The sequence below is a fragment of the Streptomyces sp. NPDC033221 genome, assembly GCF_055577005.1.
On record NZ_JBVIQN010000024.1, the window covers coordinates 92,102 to 115,054 of the forward strand.

General features: G+C 73.8%; 3 protein-coding genes. All 3 read right to left on the reverse strand.

Translation table 11 applies throughout. The features are described from left to right. Nucleotides 1-42 precede the first annotated feature (42 nt). The 3 genes from ACZ53K_RS27745 to ACZ53K_RS27755 are packed head-to-tail and all read right to left on the reverse strand — an operon-like array spanning nt 43 to nt 22,921. On the reverse strand, nt 43-4,455 hold the full coding sequence (locus tag ACZ53K_RS27745; RefSeq protein ID WP_468841574.1) for an amino acid adenylation domain-containing protein: 4,413 nt from the start codon (nt 4,453-4,455) through the stop codon (nt 43-45). Continuing rightward, the gene (locus ACZ53K_RS27750) at nt 4,440-12,035 is read right to left on the reverse strand and encodes an amino acid adenylation domain-containing protein (RefSeq protein WP_468841576.1); all 7,596 of its coding nucleotides are present in this window, start codon (nt 12,033-12,035) and stop codon (nt 4,440-4,442) included. The genes ACZ53K_RS27745 and ACZ53K_RS27750 overlap by 16 nt, the downstream gene beginning before the upstream one ends. After that, nucleotides 12,023-22,921, reverse strand: coding sequence for a non-ribosomal peptide synthetase (locus ACZ53K_RS27755; protein WP_468841578.1), 10,899 nt, complete (start codon nt 22,919-22,921; stop codon nt 12,023-12,025). The genes ACZ53K_RS27750 and ACZ53K_RS27755 overlap by 13 nt, the downstream gene beginning before the upstream one ends. Nucleotides 22,922-22,953: the final 32 nt, after the last annotated feature.

Below are 22,953 nucleotides of genomic sequence, written 5' to 3' on the forward strand. Positions count from 1 at the left end.
CCCGCCGCCCCGTCGTCGAGGCCGTCATCGCGGGATAACGGGTCATGTCCTGTCGCTCGCGTCCTGGTGGAGGGCGCCGTGCGCCGCCGTGGCGGCCGGTGCGTCGATCCGCAGCCGGCCGAGCTTGGCCGCGGGTTCCGCCGCGACCTGCCGCAGTACGCCGGTCAGCTCGTCGGCCAGCGCTTCGACGGTCCGCTGCTCGTACACGTCGGCGCTGTACCAGACGGCTCCTTCGACGCCGGCCGGGCCGCTGCCGGGGGCCCGCAGCTCGCGCAGGGTGACGGCGAGTTCGCTGCGGGCCGCGCCCCGGTTGCGGTGGGCGGGCCGCAGGGGTTCCGCCGTCAGCCCCGGCAGGTCCCAGGGCGGCTCGGGCAGGTTCTCCATGCCGGTGATCATCTGGAACGGCCGGTGTCCGAGGCGTTCCTCGACAAGCTGGGACGGCAGGTCCTGGTGAGCGTAAGCGGCGAGGTCGGCCGTGCGGACCCGGCGGACGAGTTCGGTGAAGGTCGGGTCCCCGCCCGCGTCGGTGCGGAGCACCAGGTGGTCGGCGAACAGGCCGACGACGTCGCTCGTCGCGTGGTCGGCCCGGCCGGCGGAGACCGTGCCCATCGGTACGTTCACGGCGCCTCGGCGTGCCCACAGGGCGGCGATGGCCGCGCGCAGCACCATGAACAGGGTCGCCCGTTCGCGCCTGGCGGTCTCCAGCAGGGCCCGGTGCACGGTCTCGTCGACCGCGAAGGTGACGTTGCCGCCCAGCCCGGTGGGGGTGGCCGGTGGTGTCCGGTCCCAGCGGAGCAGGGGCTGTTCCGGGAGGTCGGCGAGGACGCCGGTCCAGTACGCGAGGCGGCGTCCGAACGGGCTGTCCGGCTCGTCCAGGCGCGCCGTCCGCTCGTGCTGGCGTACGGCGAAGTCCGCGAACTGGACGGGCAGCGGTGCCCACCTGGGTTCGCCGCCGGCGGCCCGTGCCGTGTACGCAGTGGACAGGTCGCGGGCGATCAGCCCGGCCGACCAGCCGTCCGCGACGATGTGGTGCACCACGATCTGGAGCACGTGGTCGTCGGGTGCGACGGTGAGGAGGGCCGCCCTCGCCGGTGGTCCGGCGGCCAGGTCGAAGGGTCGGGCGTGGTCCGCGTCCAGGGCCGCGGACAGTCCGTCCTCGGTGACGGGGATGACGGTCAGCCGCGGCCTGCCGGGGTCGGTGACCTCCTGTCCGCCGGTCTCCGGGAAGCGGGTGCGCAGGGCTTCGTGCCGGGCCACCACGTCGTGCCAGGCGGTTTCGAGTGCGTCCGTGCGCAGCGGGCCGCCAAGGCGGACCGTCAGCGGGATGTTGTAGCGGGACTCGCCGGAGACCATGGAGCGCTGGCCGGGTGTCAGCGGTATGACGTCGGGGCGCGGTCCGGCGGTGAGTCCGGTCTGTTCGCCGGTGCCCGTCAGCCGTTCGGCCAGGGCGGCCGGGGACGGCGCTTCGAAGAACACCCGTACTTCGAGGTCCTTGCCGAGGACGGCCTGGACGCGGCCCGCCAGGCGGGTGGCCAGCAGCGAGTCGCCTCCGAGGTCGAAGAACCCTTCCTCGGCGCCGACTCGTGGCAGGCCCAGGACCTCGGCGAAGAGGGAGCAGAGGATTTCTTCGACGGGTGAGCTGGGGCCGCGTCCGTGGTAGCCGGCCGGGAGGTCGGGTGCGGGCAGGGCGGTCCGGTCGACCTTGCCGTTGGCGGTCAGCGGCAGCTCGTCCAGGACGACCGTGGCCGACGGGACCATGTAGTCCGGCAGCCGGTCGGCCGCGAAGTTCCGTATGCCGTCCGCGTCGCCGACGACGTACGCGACCAGCCGTTTGTCGCCTGGCCGGTCCTCCCGCACGATGACGGCGGCCTGGTCCACACCCGGGCACTGCCCCAGTACGGCCTCCACCTCGGCCGGTTCGATACGGAAGCCCCGCACCTTGGCCTGGTCGTCGGCCCGTCCGAGGAAGATCAGTTCTCCGTCGTGGTTCCAGCGCACCAGATCGCCGGTCCGGTACATCCGGCCGCCGCCGTACGGGCACGCCACGAACCGCTCCGCCGTCAGCGCCGCGCGCCCGAGGTAGCCCTGGGCGACGCCCTGTCCGGCGATGTACAGCTCGCCGGTGACCTCGGGCGGGACCGGCCGGAGCGCGTCGTCCAGCGCGTACACCCGGACCGCGTCGCGCGGCCCGCCGATCGGCAGGACGGCCGGGGCGGGGGTGCCGGGTCCGACGACGAAGGTCGTGGCGCACAGGGTGGTCTCGGTCGGCCCGTAGAGATGGGCGACGGTGGCATCGGGGCAGGCGTCCCGGACACCGGCGACGGCCTCGGCCGGTACCGCGTCCCCGCCCGTCAGGACGTACCGGAGGCCGGCGAAGCACTCCGGGGTCTCCTGCGCGAGGACGCGGAAGAGCCCGGCCGTCAGGTGCACGGCCGTCAGCCCGTGGTCGGTGACCAGGCGGGCCAGCGCCTTCGCGGTGATGTCGGCCGGGGGCGCGACCACCACGCGGCCGCCGTTGAGGAGCGGCACCCACAGTTCGAGGGTGGCGGCGTCGAAGGTGTGCGGGGCGTGGAAGAGGACGCGGCCGGTGGCGATGCCGTCCCAGCAGGTGTCCTGGGCCAGGGCGGCGACGTTGCCGTGGGTGGTGACGACGCCCTTGGGTGTCCCGGTGGAGCCGGAGGTGTACATCACGTACAGGCCGGAGTCCGGTGTCACGGGGGCCGTGAGCGGGGCGTCGGAGCGGTGGCGCAGCGCCGCCTCGACATCGGATTCCGTCAGGACGGCGGCGGGCGCGGCGTCGTCGAGCAGGGCGCGTACCCGTTTGGCCGGCTGGGTGGTGTCCACCGGTACGGCCACGGCTCCCGCCTTGGCGATGCCCAGCAGCGCCACGACGAGTTCCGGCGAGCGGGCGAGCGTGACGACGACCCGGTCCCCCGGCCGGGCGTCGGACGCGTGCAGGTGCCGGGCGACCTGGTTGGCCCGGGCGTCGAGGTCGCCGTAGGTCAGGGCCGTCTCGCCGGAGACCACCGCGATCTCGTGCCGGTGCTGCCGTACGGTCCGTTCGAAGAGGCCGGTGACGGTTGTCGGCACGGGTCCCGTGGCGCCGGTGTTCACACCGTGCAGCAGCCGGTCCCGTTCGCCGGGCACGAGTACGTCGATGTCGCCGGCGCGCACGTCCGGGTCGGCCACCAGCTGTTCCAGGATGCCGGTGAACCGGGCGGCGAGGAGTTCCGCGCTCCGGGTGCTGATCAGTTCCGGGCGGTGCGTCAGGAGGAACAGCAGCTCGGGTCCCGGGAAGACGGCCAGGCTGACCGGGTAGTGGCTGACGTTGTGCCCGCGTACGGGAGTGAGCTTCAGCGGGGGCCCGCCCTCTTCCGCCAGCGCGCCGCGCGGGAAGCTCTCATAGACCAGCAGGCTGTCGAACTCGGCGCCGGGGCCGCCGGCCCGCTGGATCTCGCTGAGCCCCACATATTGGTGGGACATCAGGGCACCCTGCCGGGCCTGTACGTCGCCGAGCAGTTCGGACACCGGCCGGTCGGCCGTCAGCGGTACGCGGACCGGCACGGTGTTGATGAAGAGTCCGAGCATGGACTCGACGCCGTGCAGCTCGGCGGGGCGGGCCGCCACGGTCGCCCCGAACACCACGTCGTCCCGGCCCAGCAGGCGGCCGAGGAGGAGCGCCCAGGCTCCTTGGACGAAGGTGTTGGGGGTCAGGCCGTGGCGGCGGGCCAGCTCGGTGAGCGCCTCGGTGGCCGGCCGGTCCAGTTGCGCGTGCACCTGGCCGTGACCGGCGGCGGACGCCGGACGGCCCGTCACCGGTGCCAGCAGCGTCGGCTCGCGCAGCCCGGCGAGGTCGGCCCGCCAGGCGGCGCGCGCCGACTCCTTGTCCTGGGCGTTCAGCCAGCCGAGGTAGTCGCGGTAGGGCGTGACGGGCGGCAGGCCGGAGGGGTCGCCGCCCGCTTCGTAGAGCGTCCACAGCTCGTGCTGGAGGGTCGGCAGCGACCAGCCGTCCATCAGGATGTGGTGGTTGGTGAGGATCAGCCGGTGCCGGTCGGGTCCGAGACGGAGCAGGACGAGCCGGAGCAGCGGCGGTACGGCCAGGTCGAAGCGCCGGGCGCGTTCCTCGTCCGCGAGGCGCTGTGCCTCGGCGAGGGCCTCCCCGGGTGGTTTGTCGGTCAGGTCGACGTTCCGCCAGGGCAGCCGTACGCGGGCCGGGATGACCTGGACGGGGTGTTCGAGGCCCGGTGGCTGGCGGAAGCAGGCGCGCAGGGTGGCGTGCCGGGCCACCACGGCCTGCCAGGCCGCTTGCAGCGCGGCCGTGTCGAGATTCCCTTCGATGTCCAGGACGTCCTGGACCACGTAGGCGTCCTCGGCCTGCTCGTCGTACAGGGAGTGGAACAGCAGTCCCTCCTGTAACGGTGTCAGCGGCCACACGTCTTCTATGCGGCGGTCCACGGCACTCCTCCTCCACCCGGTATGTCGTTGAAGTCGTCTTCCAGCGCTTCCAGCTGGCCCAGCGTCAGATCGACCAGCGGCAGGTCGGAGGGGGTCAGGCCGCCCGCGTCCGGCGCCTCGGCGAGCGCGGCCAGGCCGGCCAGCAGCCCGGTCCAGCGGTCGGCGATCCGTACGGCGCCGTCCTCGGAGAAGGCCCCTGCCTGCCACGACACCAGCAGCACCAGCTCCGGGCCGCCGTCGCCGTCGCGGACCAGGCCGCCGAACTCCAGCGTGTGCAGGGCGGGCAGCCCGGGGTCGGCGTCGGCGCCCATGGAGCGGGGGCCGGCCGGCTGCCAGTCGCCGGTGTCCGGGCCCGCTACGGTGAACCGGCCCAGGTAGTTGAACCCGGCCGTGGGCGCGGGCAGACCGTCCCCGTACGGCTGGGTGGCCTGTTCCTTGACCCGTTTGAGCAGCCGGTCCGCGGCGGGGCCGCCCGCGCGCACCTCGTCGAAGTCGGTGACACCGGCGTCCAGCCGGACCGGGCGCAGCGTGGTGAACCAGCCCACCGTGCGCGACAGGTCCAGGTCGCCGTCGCGGCCGTGCCCCTCGATGTCCAGGGTGACCGGGCCCGGCCGCTCCTCGGTGAGGGCGGCGGTGAGCGCGGCGAGCAGCACATCACCCGTCGTGGCGTGGAAGGCCGCGGGGACGGTGGTCAGCACCGCGGACGCGGTCCGCGCGGGCACGGTGAACGTCCGCTGCCGCATCTGCCCTTCGGTGCCCTGCGCCGGCCCGGTGGCCCGCGGCGGCCCCGCCGCCGCCACCTGCCGGGCGTAGGTGCGGAACGACGCGGCGACCGGCGCCAGGTCGGCGTCGGGGTCCGCCCAGGCCGCGGCGAGGTCGGGCAGCAGGATGCGCCAGGACACCGCGTCGAAGACCAGGTGGTGGACGACGATCGCGAGCCGTCCGGGCCGCCCGCTCCCCCGGTCGAACCAGACCGCGTGCAGCGTGGTGCCGGTCCGCGGGTCGAGGCGGCCGGACGCCGCCCGCGCCTCCGCGTCGATCAGCTCCTCGAACGCCCGGTCCGTCAGCCCGGTGGCGTCGACGCGCCGGACCAGGTCCGGCGCGGGCGCCGCTTCGCCGACTTCCAGGTACGGTTCCGCGCCGTCCGGGACGACCAGGCGGGCCCGCAGCATCGCGTGGTGGGTCATCACCTTCCCGACGGCCCGGGTCAGCCGGTCCAGACCGGCGTGGGCGGGGACCCGTACGACGGTCCACTGCGCGAACCTGGCGGCCAGCGTGGCCGGGCCGCCGCGTGCGGTCAGCTCCCGCATGATCGGGGTGAGGGGTACGGTTCCGTGGCCGTCCTCGTGGTGGACGTCGTCCTCCGTGACGGGCCGGGCGACGAGGGCGAGGGCCTCGGGTGTCTTCTGCTGGAAGACGTCCGACGCGCTGATGCGGTATCCGGCCTTGGCCACGCGGGAGACGAGCAGCAGCGAGATGATGCTGTCGCCGCCGAGCTCGAAGAAGCCGGCGTCGGCGGCGACCGGGAGGGGCGTTCCGCCCGCCGTTCCGGCTTCCGGTTCCGGCGTTCCGAGGCCCAGCAGTTCCGCGAAGAGGTGGCAGAACAGCGTTTCGAGCGGGGTGCGGGGTGCGCGTCCCGCGGACGCCGCCGTGTAGTCGGGTGCGGGCAGGGCCGTCCGGTCGACCTTGCCGTTGGCGGTCAGCGGCAAGGCGTACAGGGGGACGACTGCGGCAGGGACCATGTAGTCCGGCAGCCGCTCGGCCGCGAAGTCCCGTACGCCGTCCGCGTCACCGACGACGTACGCGACCAGGCGTTTGTCGCCGGGCCGGTCCTCCCGCACCACGACGGCGGCCTGGTCCACACCCGGGCACTGCCCGAGCACGGCCTCGATCTCAGCCGGCTCGATACGGAACCCCCGCACCTTCACCTGGTCATCGGCCCGCCCGAGGAAGACGAGGTTGCCCTCCCGGTCCCAGCGCACCAGGTCGCCGGTCCGGTACATCCGGCCACCGCCGTACGGGCACGCCACGAACCGCTCCGCCGTCAGCGCCGCGCGGCCCAGGTACCCCCGGGCGACGCCCTCCCCGGCGATGTACAGCTCACCGGGCACGCCCACCGGGACGGGCCGCAGGAACCGGTCCAGGGCGAAGACCCGGAAGCCGTCGCGGGGGCGGCCGATCGGCAGGACGGACGGTGCCCGTGTGCCGGATGTGACGGTGTGGGTGGTGGCGCAGAGGGTGGTCTCGGTCGGCCCGTACAGATGGTGGACGGTGGCGCCGGGGCAGGCATCGGTCACGCGGGCGACCGCTTCGGCGGGCACCACGTCCCCGCCGGTCAGCACATGCCGCAGGCCCTGGAAGCACTCGGGCGTCTCCTGTGCCAGTGCCCGGAACAGTCCGGCCGTGACGTGTGCCGCCGTCACCCCGTGTCCGGTGACGAGTCCGGCGAGCGTCCCGCCGTCCATGTCCACCGCGGGCGCGACCACGACACAGCCGCCGTTCAGCAGCGGCACCCACAGTTCGAGGACCGACGCGTCGAAGGCGTGCGGCGCGTGGAACAGGACGCGGCCGGTTCCGATGTCGTCCCAGCACGCGTCGCGCGCGAGGGCCGCCGCGCCGCCGTGGGTGACCAGTACGCCCTTGGGTGTCCCGGTCGAGCCGGAGGTGTACATCGCGTACAGGCCGGACGCCGGTGCCAGGGGTACGGGAGGCGGGGACGCGGGGCAGCCGTCGAGCGCTTCCTGCCACCCGGCCTCGGTCACCACCAGCGCGGGGGCGGAGTCCTCCAGCAGGAACCGCACCCGCTCGGCCGGGTACGCGGTGTCGACGGGGACGAACACGGCCCCCGCCTTGGCGGTGCCGAGCAGTACGGTCACCAGCTCGGCGGTCCGCGGCAGCAGCACCGCCACCCGGTCCCCCGGACCGACGCCCTTCGCGCGCAGGTGGTGCGCGAAGCGGTTGGCCCGCTCGTCCAGTTCCCGGTAGGTCAGGGTCAGCGCGCCGGACACGACGGCCGGAGCGTCGGGGCAGCGGGCCGCGACCTCCTCGAAGAGGGCGGGAACCGTCCGTCCGGCGGCGCCGGTCCCGGGCCTGCCGATGTTCACCCCGGCGACGAGCTGCTCCCGCTCCCCGCCCAGGAGGATGTCCAGGTCCCCCACCCGGGCCTTGGAGTCGTCGGCCAGCCGCCCGAAGATCTCCACCAGCCGCGTGGCCAGGGCCTGCGCGGTGGCCGGGTCGAACAGGTCGGTGGCGAACTCCAGCAGGCCGTCGAGGCCGCCTCCGTCCGGGCGTTCCCGCAGCACCACCGACAGGTCGAACTTCGAGGACGCCAGCCCCACCGGGACGACCTCGGCTCCGAGTCCGGGTGTCGCGAAGTCCGTGCCCGGCGCGTTCTGCAGGGCGAAGGCGACCTGGAACAGCGGGTGCCGGGCCAGCGAGCGGACCGGATTCAGCACGTCCACGAGGTGTTCGAAGGGCAGATCCTGGTGGGCGTACGCGGCGAGGTCGGTCTCGCGGACCCGGCCGACCAGTTCGGTGAAGGACGGATTGCCGCTGACATCCGTACGCAGCACCAGGGTGTTGAGGAAGTTGCCCACGAGGCCGTCGAGGGTCTCGTCGGTGCGGCCGGCGATGGGTGTGCCGAGCGGTACGTCCTCGGCCCCGCCGAGCCGGGACAGCAGCACCGCGACGGCGGCCTGCGCGACCATGAACAGGGTGGCGTCACATGCTCTGGCGATCTCCAGGAACCGCTGGTGCACGGCGGCATCAACGGTGAACGGGAGCATCGCGCCCCGGTGGCTCGCCGTGGCGGGCCGGGGCCGGTCGAAGGGCAGCTCCAGCTGTTCGGGGAGGTCCGCGAGGGTGCGGGTCCAGAAGTCGAGCTGCTTGCCGAACAGGCCGTCCCCGGTGCTGCCGGGGTCCCCGCCGGCCGCTTGGGCGTCCCCGTCGTCGCGGGACAGGAGTTCGCACTGCCAGCGGGTGAAGTCGGCGTACTGGACGGGCAGCGGTGCCCAGCCGGGTGTGCGGCCCTCGGCCCGTGCCGTGTACGCCGCCGACAGGTCGCGCATCAGGACGCCCATGGACCAGCCGTCGGAGGCGATGTGGTGGACCACGATGAGCAGGACGTGCTCGGTGGGCGCCATCTCGAACAGGCGGATCCGCCAGGGCAGTTCCGCTTCGAGGTGGAAGCCCTGGGCGGCCTCGGCGGCGAGGGTCTCGTCCACCGTCGCCTCGGTGGCGGCGGCCACGGGTATGCGGGCCGGTACGGCGGCCAAAATCTCCTGGCGGGCGGTTCCGTCATGCTCCGGGTAGCGGGTGCGCAGCGTCTCGTGCCGGGCCACGACGTCGCCCCAGGCCGCTTCCAGCGCGGCGACGTCCAGTGCACCGGTCAGTCGGACGGCCAGCGGGATGTTGTTGGTCGCGCTCGGTCCTTCCAGGCTGTGCAGGAACCACATCCGCTGCTGCCCGAACGACAGCGGCAACGGGTCGGGGCGCTGAGCCGCGACCAGTGCCGGTCGCACGGCTTCGTACGCGTCCAGCCGCCCGGCCAGGCCCGCGGCCGTGGGTGCTTCGAACAGCGCCCGTACCGAAATCTCCGCACCGAGCGCGGCTTTGATGCGGCTGGCCAGCCGGGTCGCCAGCAGGGAGTCCCCGCCCAGGTCGAAGAAGCCGTCATCGACACCGACCCGGTCCAGACCCAGGACCTCGGCGAACAGACGGCAGAGGATCTGCTCCTGAGGAGTGCGGGGCGCGCGGTCCGAGGCAGCCGCCGCGTAGTCGGGTGCGGGGAGTTCGGCCCGGTCGACCTTGCCGTTGGCGGTCAGCGGAAAGGCGTCCAGGGGGACGACTGCGGCAGGGACCATGTAGTCCGGCAGCCGCTCGGCCGCGAAATCCCGTAACCGGGCGGTCTCTCCGACGACGTAGGCGACCAGCCGTTTGTCGCCGGGCTGGTCCTCCCGCGCCAGCACCGCGACCTGTGCCACCTCCGGGCACTGCGCGAGGACGGTTTCGACCTCGGACAGTTCGATACGGAATCCCCGGATCTTCACCTGGTCATCGGCCCGGCCGAGGAACACGAGATGCCCGTCCCGGTCCCAGCGCACCAGGTCACCGGTCCGGTACATCCGGCCACCACCGTACGGGCACGCCACGAACCGCTCGGCGGTCAAGGCGGCGCGGCCGAGATACCCGCGTGCCACACCCCGCCCCGCCACGTACAACTCCCCCGCCACACCCACCGGAACCGGCCGCAGGAATCCGTCCAGGACGAACACCCGTACGCCATCCCGTGGCGCCCCGATGGGGAGTGCCGAGGGCACCTTCGCTCCCGGGTCGATGGCGAGCGTGGTCGCGCACAGTGTGGTTTCCGTGGGGCCGTACAGGTGACGCACCGTCACGCCGGGGCAGGCGTCCATGACGCTCGCCACGGCTTCGGCGGGGACCACGTCGCCGCCGGTCAGGACGTGCTGAAGGTCGGCGAAGCAGGCGGGGGTCTCCTGGGCTAGCACCCGGAACAGCCCGGCCGTCACGTGGACGGCCGTCAGCGCGTGCTCGTCGGCCAGCCGCGCCACGGTTTCCCCGTCCAGGTCCGTCGTCTCCGGCGCCACGACCACACAGCCGCCGTTCAGCAACGGCACCCACAGCTCAAGCGTGGAGGCGTCGAAGGCGTGCGGAGCGTGGAACAGGACGCGGCCCGAACCGATGTCGCCCCAGCACGAGTCCAGGGCCAGACCCGCCACACCCCCGTGCGTGGCCACCACGCCCTTGGGCACGCCGGTCGAACCGGAGGTGTACATCCCGTACAGCGCCGACTCCGGCGACACCCACACCGGCAGTGGAGCGGCCGAGAATTCCCGGAGCGCCGCGTCGACATCCCCCTCGCCCACCACCAGCACCGGCGCGGCGTCCGCCAGCAGGAACCGCACCCGCTCCGCCGGATAGGACACGTCCACCGGCACGAAGACGGCCCCCGCCTTCGCGATGCCCAGCAGTGCGGTCAGCAGGGCGGCGGAGCGCGGCATCGCCACGCCCACCCGGTCCCCGGTGGTCACCCCACGCGCACGCAGCGCGCGGGCGAATCGATTCGCCCGCGCGTCCAGCTCTTCATAGGTCAGGGACTCCCCGTCGGACACCACCGCCACTTCGTGCGCGTACCGCCGCACGGCGCGTTCGAAAAGGCCGGTGACGGTCGTCGGCGCGGCCCCCTGCGCGCCGGTGTTCACGCCGTGCAGCAGCCGGTCCCGTTCGCCGGGCACGAGTACGTCGATGTCCCCGATCCGGGTGGCCGGGCCGGCGGCCAGCTGCCCGAGGATCCGGACGAGGCGGTCGGCCAGGAGCTGCGCGTCGGCGCGGGTGAACAGGTCGGGGCGGTAGGTCAGCCGGAACCGCTCGGACATCGCGGTGAACGTCAGCGGGTAGTGCGCGGCGTCCCGGCCGCCGACGCTCGCCAGGTTCAGGTCCCCGGACACCGACCGTGCGGTGGTCCCGGTCAGGTCGAGCAGGTCGACGGGGTAGTTCTGGAAGACGGTCAGGGTGTCGAACAGGGTGCGGGTCCCGGCGATGCCCTGGACCTCGGCCAGGCTCAGGTGTTCGTGCGGCAGCAGCGCCGCCTGCGCGTCCTGGAGCCGGGTGAGCAGCTGGGCGACGGTGTCGGTGGCCGACCAGCGGGCCCGTACCGGCAGTGTGTTGATGAACAGGCCGACGGTGGTGTCGATGCCCGGGATCTCCGGCGGGCGCCCGGCCGTGGTCCCCCCGAAGACCACGTCGTCGCGTCCGGTCAGGGTGCCGAGCAGGACGGCCCACGCGCCGCGCATCACGGTGCTCATGGTCGCGCCGTTGCGGCGGGCCAGGGCCGCGAGGTCCGTCACCAGCGGGGCGGGCAGTTCGACCCGTATCTCGTCGGGGTCGACCGGCGCGCGGTTGCCCGTCTCCGGCGCGACGAGGGTGGGCTGCGCCCCCTGGAGCGCCTGCCGCCAGGCCTCGGCGGCGGCCGTTTTGTCGCGGCGCGCCAGCCAGGCGAGGTAGCTGCGGTACGGGGTGACCGGCGGCAGGGCGTGTTCGTCGCCGCCGTTGCGGTACAGCTCGACCAGTTCGTTCGCGATGATCGAGGTCGACCAGCCGTCGCAGAGGATGTGGTGGACGGTCAGCACGACACGGGTGCGGGTGTCGCCCACCCGGACGGCGGTCAGCCGCAGCAGGGGCGGGTCCGCGAGGTCGAAGCGCCGGGTCCACTCCGCGCGCACCGCCTCGTCCAGGGCGTCCGCGCGCCGGCCGGCCGGGACGGGACGCAGGTCCAGTTCCTGCCACGGGAGGTCCGACTGCTGCGGGATGACCTGCACCGTCTCGCCGGACTTCAGGGTGCGGAACCCGGCCCTGAGGGTCGGGTGGCGGCGCAGCAGCGCGTGTCCCGCCGACCTGAGAGCGTCCGTGTCGAGGGGGCCGTCCAGGTCCAGGACCACCTGGCCCCGGTAGATGTCCGTGGCCTCGGCGTCGTACAGGGCGTGGAACAACATGCCCTTCTGCATCGGCGCGAGAGGCCATATGTCGGCCAGTCCGGGCTTGCTCACGGCTACTTTCCCCATTCCGTTTCGAGCTGGTCGATGTCGTCCTGCGTCAGGGAGACGAGGTCGAGGTCCGACGGGGTACGGCCGCCCGAGTCGGTCTGCGCGGCGCACGCCACCAGGGCCTCGGCGGCCCGGAACCACGCGTGGCCGAGCCGCCGGATGCCGGCCTCGGAGACCAGCGCCGGGTCCCAGGCCCAGTGCGCCGTCAGCCGGGGGCCGTCGTCGGTGTCCACGGTGCGGGCGTCGAGGTCGACCGGGTGGGTGCGTACGCCTTCGGGCGGGTGGGCGTCGCCGGTGGCGGTCCACGCGGTGGCCGCCCGGCCTTCGTCCGCGGCGGGGACGCGGCCGAGGTAGTTGAACAGCAGCGGTGGTGCGGCGAGTCCGGCCAGGGCCGCGGACGTCCGCGCGTTCAGGTGGCGCAGCAGTCCGTGGCCGATGCCGTGCTCGGGCAGTTCCCTGATCTGCTCCTTGACGCGTTTGAGCACCGCTCCCGGGTCGGGGGCGCCGGTGCGGGCGCCGGATTCCGCGTTGCCCGGGTCGAGCCGGACCGGGTGGACGCTGGTGAACCAGCCGACCGTACGGGACAGGTCGGTGCCGGGCGCGAGGCCGCTCTCGCGGCCGTGCCGTTCGAGGTCCACCAGGACGGCGCCGGGCCGGCCGCGCCAGTCGGCGACCGCGAGGACCAGCGCGGCGAGGAGCACTTCGGTGACATCGGCGTGGAAGGCCGCCGGGACGGTGGTGAGCAGGGCCGCCGACGTGTCGGGGGCCAGGGTCATGCTCAGTGTCCCGGTCCCGCCCGGCCCGGTGCGGGCCGTCGGCAGCAGCGGGGTGGTGGGCGCGCCGATCCGTTCCCAGAGCGGCAGTTCGGCGACCCTGGCAGGGTCGTGGGCGGCCTGTCGCAGCAGTCCGGCCCAGCGGCGGAAGGACGTACGGACGGGTGGCAGGGCCGGGTCGGTGCCCGCCCGCACCGCCTCGTACGCGAAGGCCAGGTCGTCGAGGAGGATGCGCCAGGAGGCGCCGTCCACGCAGAGGTGGTGCGCGGCGAGGAAGAGCCGGCCGGGCCGGTGCGAGCCCGCGTCGAACCACACCGCCTGGAGTACGGCGCCGGAGCGCGGGTCGAGGCGGCCGGTCGCGGCGGCGCACTGCTCGCGGACGATCGTGGCCGTGATCTGCTCGGCCGGTCCGGGCAGCCGCACCGTGCGCAGCATGCCTGCCGCCGGTACCGCTCCCGGCGGCCGGACGTGCAGCGTGTCGTCGGGGCCGAGGCGGAACCGCAGGGCGCCGTGGTGGTCGAGGACGGCCTGGAGGGCGGTGGTGAGTTCCGCGGCGGTGAGGCCGGTGGGTGTCCAGACCATGACGGACTGGTGCAGCGGTCCGGCGAGAGCCTGCCGGTCGGCGAGCTGCCGCATGACCGGGGTGAGGGGTACGGGGCCGTCGCCGTCGTCGTGCCGGGTCTCCTCTTCCGTGACGGGCCGGGCGGCGAGGGCGAGGGCTTCCGGGGTCTTGTGCTGGAAGACGTCCGTCGCGCTGATCCGGTATCCGGCGCGGGCCGCGCGGGCGACGAGTTGCAGGGAGATGATGCTGTCGCCGCCGAGTTCGAAGAAGTTGGCGTCCGCGCCGACATCGATGACCGGGGCCGGAGCCTCGGGGGCCGCGGGGGGTTCCGGGGCTGCGGGAGCGCCGGGGTGCGGGATGTCCGGGCGCGGTACGACCGGTTCCGGAACGACCGGGGGCGTTACGTCCGGGTGTGGAACGTCCGGGCGCGGGACGTCCGGATGCGGTGCGGGCAGGCCGGGGCCCGCGTCCGAGGCCACCAGGCCGAGCACCTCAGCGAAGAGGTGGCAGAAGAGCGTTTCGAGCGGGGTGCGCGGCGCGCGCCCCGCGGATGCCTCCGTGTAGTCGGGTGCGGGCAGCGCGGCCCGGTCGACCTTGCCGTTGCCCGTGATGGGCAGGGCGTCCAGGCCGACGACGGTGCCGGGGATCATGTAGTCCGGCAGCCGGTCGGCCGCGAAGTCCCGTACGCCGTCCGCGTCGCCGACGACGTATGCGACCAGGCGTTTGTCTCCGGGGCGGTCCTCCCGCACCACGACGGCGGCCTGGTCCACACCCGGGCACTGCCCGAGCACGGCCTCGATCTCAGCCGGCTCGATACGGAACCCCCGCACCTTCACCTGGTCATCGGCCCGGCCCAGGAACACGAGATTCCCGTCCCGGTCCCAGCGCACCAGGTCACCGGTCCGGTACATCCGACCACCGCCGTACGGGCACGCCACAAACCGCTCCGCCGTCAGCGCCGCACGGCCCAGGTACCCGTGCGCGACCCCGCGCCCGGCCACGTACAGCTCCCCGGCAACGTCGGTCGGTACCGGGCGCAGCAGCGGGTCCAGGACGAAGACCCGTACGCCGTCGCGGGGGCGGCCGATCGGCAGGACGGACGGTGCCCGCGTACCCGGCGCGACGGTGTGGGTGGTGGCGCACAGGGTGGTCTCGGTCGGCCCGTACAGATGGTGGACGGTGGCGCCGGGGCAGGCGTCGGTGACGCGGGCGACCGCTTCGGCGGGGACCACATCGCCGCCGGTCAGGATGTGTTCCAGGCCCGCGAAGCACTCGGGTGCCTCCTGGGCCAGCACCCGGAACAGTCCGGCCGTGACATGGACGGCCGTCAGCTCGTGCTCGACGGCCAGCCGCGCCACCGTCGCCCCGTCCAGGTCCAGCGGCGGCGCGACGACGACACAGCCGCCGTTGAGCAGCGGCACCCACAGTTCCAGGGTGGACGCGTCGAAGGTGTGCGGGGCGTGGAAGAGCGTCCGGCCGGTGCCGATGCCGTTCCAGCAGGGGTCGAGGGCGAGTGCGGTGACGTTCGCGTGGGTGGCGAGGACGCCTTTCGGGGTTCCGGTCGAGCCGGAGGTGTACATCACGTAGAGGCCGCAGTCCGGCGTCACCTGCGCCGGCAGCGGGACGGCCGGGAAGTGCCGCAGCGCCTCCGCCACCTCGGAACCGGTCATCACCAGGACGGGAGCGGCGTCCTCCAGCAGGAACCGCACCCGCTCGACCGGGTACGCCGTGTCCACCGGCACGGCCACCGCGCCCGCCTTGGCGATGCCCAGCAGCACGGCGACCAGTTCCACCGAGCGGTCCAGCAGCACCGCGACCCGGTCGCCGGCGGTGACGCCCTTGGCGTGCAGGTACCAGGCGCACCGGTTGGCCCGGGCGTCCAGTTCCCGGTAGGTCAGTGTGCCGTCGGCGGATTCCACCGCCGCCTCGTCGCCGTGCCGCGCGACGACCTGGTCGAAGCGCCGCGGCACGGTCTCGTCCCGCCGGTCCGTGGACTCCGCCGCCATGACCCGGGTGCGCTCGTCCTCGCCGAGCACGTCCACCGCCCCGGCCCGTACGGCGGGGTCGGCCGTGACCTGGTCGAGCACCCGCAGCAGCCGGGCCACCAGGCGTTCCGCGGTGGCCTGCTCGAAGAGGTCGGTGGCGTACTCCAGGTAGCACTCCAGGCCCGCGGCTGCGCCGTCGGTGTCCCGGCGTTCCCACATCAGGACCGACAGGTCGAACTTCGAGGTGGACATCTCCACCGGGACCAGCCGGGACTCCAGCCCCGGGGCGTCGAAGTGCGTCTCGGGGGCGTTCTGGAGGGCGAAGGCGACCTGGAACAGCGGGTGCCGGGCCAGCGAGCGGACCGGGTTGAGCACCTCGACCAGGTGCTCGAAGGGGAGGTCCTGGTGGGCGTACGCGGCGAGGTCGGTCTCGCGTACCCGGCCGACCAGTTCGGTGAAGGTCGGGTCGCCGCTGACGTCCGTGCGCAGCACGAGGGTGTTGAGGAAGTTGCCGACCAGGTCGTCCACGGCCTCGTCCGTACGGCCCGCGACGGGGGTGCCGAGCGGAATGTCCTCCCCGGCGCCCAGCCGGGACAGCAGCACCGCGAAGGCGGCCTGCGCGACCATGAACAGCGTGGCGTCGCACTCCCGGGCGATCTCCGCCAGGCGCCGGTGTGCCGCGGCGTCCACCGAGAAGGGCAGGAACGCGCCCCGGTGCGTCGCCACCGGCGGGCGGGGCCGGTCGAAGGGCAGTTTCAGGTGTTCCGGCAGCCCGGCGAGGGTTGCGGACCAGAACGCGGCCTGGCTGCCGAACAGGCCGTCCTCGGTGTCCTGGGTGAGCAGGTCGCGCTGCCAGAGGGTGAAGTCGGCGTACTGGACGGCGGGCGGCGCCCAACCGGGCGCACGGCCCTCGGCCCGCGCCGCGTAGGCGGTCGCCAGGTCGTCGGCCAGAACACCCATGGACCAGCCGTCGGAGGCGATGTGGTGCACCACGATCAGCAGGACGTGGTCGGCGGGCGCCACCTCGAACAGTGTGATGCGCCAGGGCAGTTCGCGCTCGATCCGGAAGCCCTGCTCGACGCCGGCGGCCAGCGCCTGTGCCACGTCGTCCGCGGCGACGCCGACGGTGGTGAGGTGTACGGCGACCTCTGCCGCGTCCACGATGTCCTGGCGGGCCCCTCCACCGTGCTCCGGGTAGCGGGTGCGCAGTGTCTCGTGCCGGGCCACGACGTCGCCCCAGGCCGCTTCCAGCGCGGCGACGTCCAGCTCGCCGGTCAGCCGGACGGCCAGCGGGATGTTGTTGGTCGCGCTCGGTCCTTCCAGGCTGTGCAGGAACCACATCCGCTGCTGCCCGAACGACAACGGCAACGGATCGGGCCGGTCCACCGGTGCGAGCACCGGCCGTACGGCCTCGTACTCGTCCAGCCGCCCGGCCAGGCCCGCGACCGTCGGCGCCTCGAACAGCGCCCGCACCGAAATCTCCGCGCTCAGAGCTCCCTTGATGCGGCTGGCCAGCCGCGTCGCCAGCAGGGAGTCCCCGCCCAGGTCGAAGAAGCCGTCATCGATACCGACCCGGTCCAGGCCCAGCACCTCGGCGAACAGACGGCAGAGGATCTGTTCCTGCGGAGTGCGGGGCGCACGGCCCGACGACTCCGCCGCCGTGTGGTCGGGGGCGGGCAGCAGGGTCCGGTCGACCTTTCCGTTGGCCGTCAGCGGCAGCTCGTCCAGTACGACTGTGGCTGACGGAATCATGTAGTCCGGCAGCCGCTCGGCTGCGAACTCCCGTAGCGCGGAGGCATTCCCGACGACGTAGGCGACCAGCCGCTTGTCGCCGGGCTGGTCCTCGCGCACGAACGCCGCCACCTGCGCGACACCGGGGCACTGTCCGAGCACGGCTTCGACCTCGGACAGTTCGATACGGAATCCCCGGATCTTCACCTGGTCGTCGGCCCGGCCCAGGAAGACCAGGTTGCCGTCCCGGTCCCAGCGCACCAGGTCACCGGTCCGGTACATCCGGCCACCACCGTACGGGCACGCCACGAACCGCTCCGCGGTCAACGCGGCGCGGCCGAGATACCCGCGTGCCACACCCCGCCCCGCCACGTACAACTCCCCCGCCACACCCACCGGAACCGGCCGCAGGAACCCGTCCAGAACGAACACCCGCAAGCCGTCCCGGGGCGTCCCGATCGGCAGCACCGGCGGCACCTTCGCCCCCGGCTCGATGACGAAGGTGGTGGCGCACAGCGTGGTCTCGGTCGGTCCGTACATGTGACGGATCTCGACGCCGGGGCACGCCTCGGCGACACGGGCGACGGCCTCGGCGGGGACCACGTCGCCGCCGGCCAGGACGTGCTGAAGCCCGGTGAAGCAAGCCGGGGTCTCCTGGGCCAGCACCCGGAACAGCCCGGCGGTCAGGTGCACCGCCGTCAGCGCGTGCTCGCCCACCAGGCGGGCCAGCGTCCCGCCGTCCAGGTCCACCGTCTCGGGCGCCACGACCACACAGCCGCCGTTCAGCAACGGCACCCACAGCTCGAACGTCGAGGCGTCGAAGGCGTGCGGAGCGTGGAACAGCACACGGCCCGAACCGATGTCGCCCCAGCAGGAGTCCAGGGCGAGCGCGGCGACACCCCCGTGCGTGGCAACGACTCCCTTGGGCACGCCCGTCGAACCGGAGGTGTACATCACATACAGCGCCGACTCCGGCGAAACCCGCACCGGCAACGACGCAGCCGCGAACCCCCCTCCGGCGGCTTCACGCACCTCCTCTTCGCCCACCAGCAGCGTCGGCGCGGAGTCCGCCAGCAGGAACCGCACCCGCTCCGCCGGATAAGACGCGTCCACCGGTACGAAGACGGCCCCCGCCTTCGCGATGCCCAGGAGTACGACGACGAGTTCCGCCGACCGGGGCAGCGTGACGGCGACCCGGTCGCCGGGGGCCACGCCCTTGGCGTGCAGATAGCGGGCGAACCGGTTGGCGCGCGCGTCGAGTTCGCCGTAGGTCAGGGTGGTGTCGCCCGTCGTCACGGCGGTTTCGGTACGGGACCGCAGCACGGTGGCGTCGAACTGGCCGAGGAGCGTGCGGTCGCCCGGACCCGCCGCTCCGACGTTGACGCCGGTGACGAGTTGCCGCCGCTCCTCGGAGGCCAGCAGGTCGACCTCACCGACCCGCAGTTCCGGGTGGCCCGCGACCTGGTCGAGCACCGCGAGCAGCCGGGTGATCAGACTCCGCGCGCCGTCCGGGTCGAAGAGGTCGGTGGCGAACTCCAGGTAGCCGTCCAGGCCGGTGCCGCCGGGCCGCTCCCCCAGGCCGAAGACCAGGTCGAACTCGACCGTCGCGGGCGGCACCGGGACCGGTGCCGCGGCGAGGCCGGGCAGCTCCCATGCCGGGTTCAGCTCGTCCTCCATCACCAGCAGCACCTGGAACAGCGGATGCCGGGCGGTCGAACGGGCGGGCCGCAGCGCTTCCACCAGGTGTTCGAACGGGAGGTCCTGGTGGGCGTACGCGGCCAGGTCGGCGTCCCGGGCCCGCGCCACCAGTTCGGTGAAGGACGGGTTACCACCGGCATCGGTGCGCAGCACCAGGGTGTTGAGGAAGAATCCGACGACGCCGCCCAGGGACTCGTCGGTACGGTCCGTGACAGGCGTGCCGAGCGGGATGTCCTCGCCCGCGCCGAGCCGGGACAGCAGCAGCACGACCGCGGCCTGGGCGACCGTGAACAGTGTGGTGTCACACGCGCGGGCGATGGCGCTCAGCCGCCGGTGCACCCGGGCGTCGACGGTGAACGGCAGTACGGCGCCGCGATGGCTGGCGGTGGCCGGGCGCGGCCGGTCGGTGGGCAGTTCGATCTGGTCCGGCAGGCCGGCGAGGGCCGCGGTCCAGTGGGCGAGTTGGGTGTCGAGCAGGCCTCCGCCGCTGTCCAGCAGCGCGTGCTGCCAGAGGGTGAAGTCGGCGTACTGGACGGGCAGCCGTGCCCAGCCGGGCGCGTGGCCCGCGCTCCGCGCCGCGTACGCCGTCGAGAGATCGCGCGCGAGGACGCCCATCGACCAGCCGTCGGCGGCGATGTGGTGGACGACCACCAGGAGTACGTGGGTGTCGGCGGACAGTTCGAACAGGGTCGCCCGCCGGGGCGGTGCCGTGTCGAGGGCGAACCGGCGGCCGATGTGCTCGGCCAGTGCGGCGTCGAACGCCTCCTCGGAGGTGTGGACGACCGGCAGGTCCGGAGCGCCGAGCGGGTTCCCCGGCTCCGGGCCGCCGCCGTCCAGCACCAGTTGGTGCGGTACGCCGTCCCGCTCGGGGAAGACCGTACGCAGCGGCTCGTGGCGCGCGATCACGTCCGCCCACGCGGCGCGCAGCGCGGCCAGGTCCAGGCTGCCGGTGAGCCGGGCCGCCATGGCCATGTTGTAGGCGCCGCTGCGGTCCTCCAGCCGGTTCGCGAACCACATGCGCTGCTGCCCGAACGACAGCGGCAGGAACTCCGGCCGCTCCGCCGCGACCACGGGCGGGCGGCCGGCGCCCAGTTCGTCGAGCCGCCCGGCCAGGCCCGCGACCGTGGGCGTTTCGAACATCACAGTCATCGGGATCTCGACGCCCAGGGCGGTACGGGCCCGGCTGGTCAGCCGCATGGCGAGGAGGGAGTCGCCGCCCAGGTCGAAGAACCGGTCGTCGATGCCGACCCGGTCCAGGCCGAGGACCTCGGCGAACAGCCGGCACAGCAGCTGTTCCCGCGGGGTGCGGGGCGCCCGGTCCGAGGTGGCGGCGGCGTGGTCGGGGGCGGGCAGCGCGGCCCGGTCGACCTTGCCGTTGGGCGTCAGCGGCAGTGCGTCCAGGGGGACGACCGTGCCGGGGATCATGTAGTCCGGCAGCCGCTCGGCGGCGAAGTCCCGCAGGCCCGCGGCGTCACCGACGACGTAGGCGACCAGCCGTTTGTCTCCGGGCCGGTCTTCCCGTACGACGACGGCCGCCTGGTCCACACCCGGGCACTGCCCGAGGACGGCTTCGACCTCCGCCGGTTCGATCCGGAAACCCCGGACCTTTGCCTGGTCGTCGGCGCGGCCGTGGAACACCAGGCTGCCGTGCCGGTCCCAGCGGACGAGGTCGCCGGTACGGTACATCCGCCCGCCGCCGTACGGGCAGGCGACGAAGCGTTCCGCGGTCGGCGCGGGGCGGTTCAGGTAGCCGGGTGCCAGGCCCCGGCCCGCGACGTACAGCTCGCCGGTGACGCCGACCGGTACCGGCCGCAGGGCGCCGTCCAGGACGAAGACCCGTACGCCGTCGCGCGGCCCGCCGATCGGGAGTACCGCCGGAGCCTTCCCGCCCGGGGGGACGGTGCTGGTGGTGGCGCAGAGGGTGACCTCGGTCGGCCCGTACAGGTGGTGCAGCGTGGCGTCCGGGCAGGCTTCGGCGACGCGGGCGACGGCTTCGGCGGGGACCACGTCGCCGCCGGTCAGGATGTGCCGCAGGCCCGTGAAGCAGGTGGGCGTCTCCTGGGCGAGCACCCGGAACAGTCCGGCGGTGACATGCACGGCCGTCAGCGCGTGGTCGTCGATCAGCCGGGCCAGCGCCCCTGCGCCGAGGTCCGCCTCCGGGGCCACCACCACGCATCCGCCGTTGAGCAGCGGCACCCACAGTTCGAACGTCGAGGCGTCGAAGGCGTGCGGGGCGTGGAAGAGGACGCGGCCGGTGCCGATGTCGCCCCAGCAGGTGTCGCGTGCGAGGGCGGCGACGCCGGCGTGGGTGGCGGTCACGCCCTTGGGCGCGCCCGTCGAACCGGAGGTGTACATGACGTACAGGCCCGACTCCGGCGCGACCGGTACCGGGAGCGGTGCGGCCGAGAAGTCCCGCAGGGCGGCGTCCCGCAGGGCTTCCTCCCCGCTCACGAGCAGCGTGGGGGCGGCGTCCTCCAGGAGGTACCGCACCCGCTCGGCCGGGTAGGACGGGTCCACCGGCACGGCCAGCGCACCGGCCTTGGCGATGCCCAGGAGGGCGACGACCAGGCCGGCGGAGCGCGGCAGCAGGACGCCGACGCGGTCGCCCGGCGCCACTCCCCCGGCGTGCAGGTACCAGGCGAACCGGTTGGCCCGTGCGTCCAGCTCCGCGTACGTGAGGGTGTCCCCGCCGGAGACGACCGCGGGCGCGTCCGGGAAGCGGGCGGCCACCTCCGCGAACCGGGCGGGGACGGTGGTGTCCGGTGCGGCGTCCCGGCCGGTGTTCGCCTCGGTGAGCAGCCGCTCCTCCTCGCCGTCGAGCAGGACGGCGACCTCGCTCACCGGCAGCGCCGGGTCCGCCGTCACCTGGGCGAGGACCGCGGTGAGCCGGGCGGCCAGCGTGGCGGCGGTGTCCCGGTCGAAGAGTTCGGCGTTGTGCCAGAGCCCGCCGTCGATGCCGGCGGGCCGGCCGTCGGCGTCGTGGCGTTCGGTCAGGTTGAGATAGAGGTCGAAGAGGCCGAACGTCAGGTCGTCCCGTGCGGCCTCGATGCCGACCCGCTCCGGTACGGCGGTCAGGCCGGGCAGGTCCCAGGCGGAGCCGGGCGAGTCCTCCATCACCAGCAGCACCTGGAACAGCGGGTGCCGGGCCAGCGAGCGGTCCGGGTTCAGCACGCCGACGAGGTGCTCGAACGGCAGGTCCTGGTGGGCCTCGGCGGCGAGGCCGGTGGCACGGACCCGGCGTACCAGGTCGGTGAAGGCGGGGTCGCCGGTGAGGTCCGTCCGCAGGACGAGGGTGTTGGCCACGAATCCGACGAGCCCGTCGAGCGTCTCGTCGGTGCGCCCGTCGACCGGCGAGCCGGTGGGGATGTCGTCGCCCGCGCCCAGCCGGGAAAGGAGTACGGCGAGGGCGGCGCGCACCACCATGAGCGGGGTGGCGTCGCAGTCAGCCGCGATCTTCAGGAGCGCCCGGTGCAGGTGCGGCGGAATCCGGACCGGTACCGAACTTCCCTCGTGCCGGGGTTCGGCCGGGCGGGGCCGGTCGCAGGGCAGGTCCAGCTGGGCCGGCAGCCCCACCAGGGCCTGGCGCCAATAGGCGAGCTGCCGCCCGTACACGCTCTCCGGGTCCTGCTCGGCACCGAGCAGCTCCTGCTGCCGCCGGGCGTGGTCCGTGTACGCGACGGGCAGCGGCGGCCAGCCCGGCGCGCGGCCCTGCGACCGGGCGGCGTACGCCCGTGAGACGTCCCTGGCCAGCACCTCCAGCGACCGGCCGTCCACGGCGATGTGGTGCACGACCAGCAGCAGCACGTGCTCGCGGGGGGACAGGGCGTACAGCGTCGCCCGGCACGGCGGTTCGGTCCGCAGGTCGAACTCCCGGCCCGCTTCGGCGGCGAGGGTTCCGGCCAGTTCCCGCTCGTCGACGCTCCGGTTCCCGAGCCCGGCCGGCGGCTCGTCCCGGACCTGCTGCCACGTCTCCCCGTCCGCCTCGGAGAAGACCGTACGCAGTGCCTCGTGACGCCCGACGACGTCGGCCCACGCCGCCTCCAGGGCGGGCCGGTCCAGCCCGCCGACGAGCCGGACCGCCATGGCCATCGTGTACGCGGCGCCCGCGTTCTCCAGCCTGTTGACGAACCACATCCGCTGTTGACCGAACGACAACGGAATCCCCGTCGGTTCCGTCCGGTCACCGC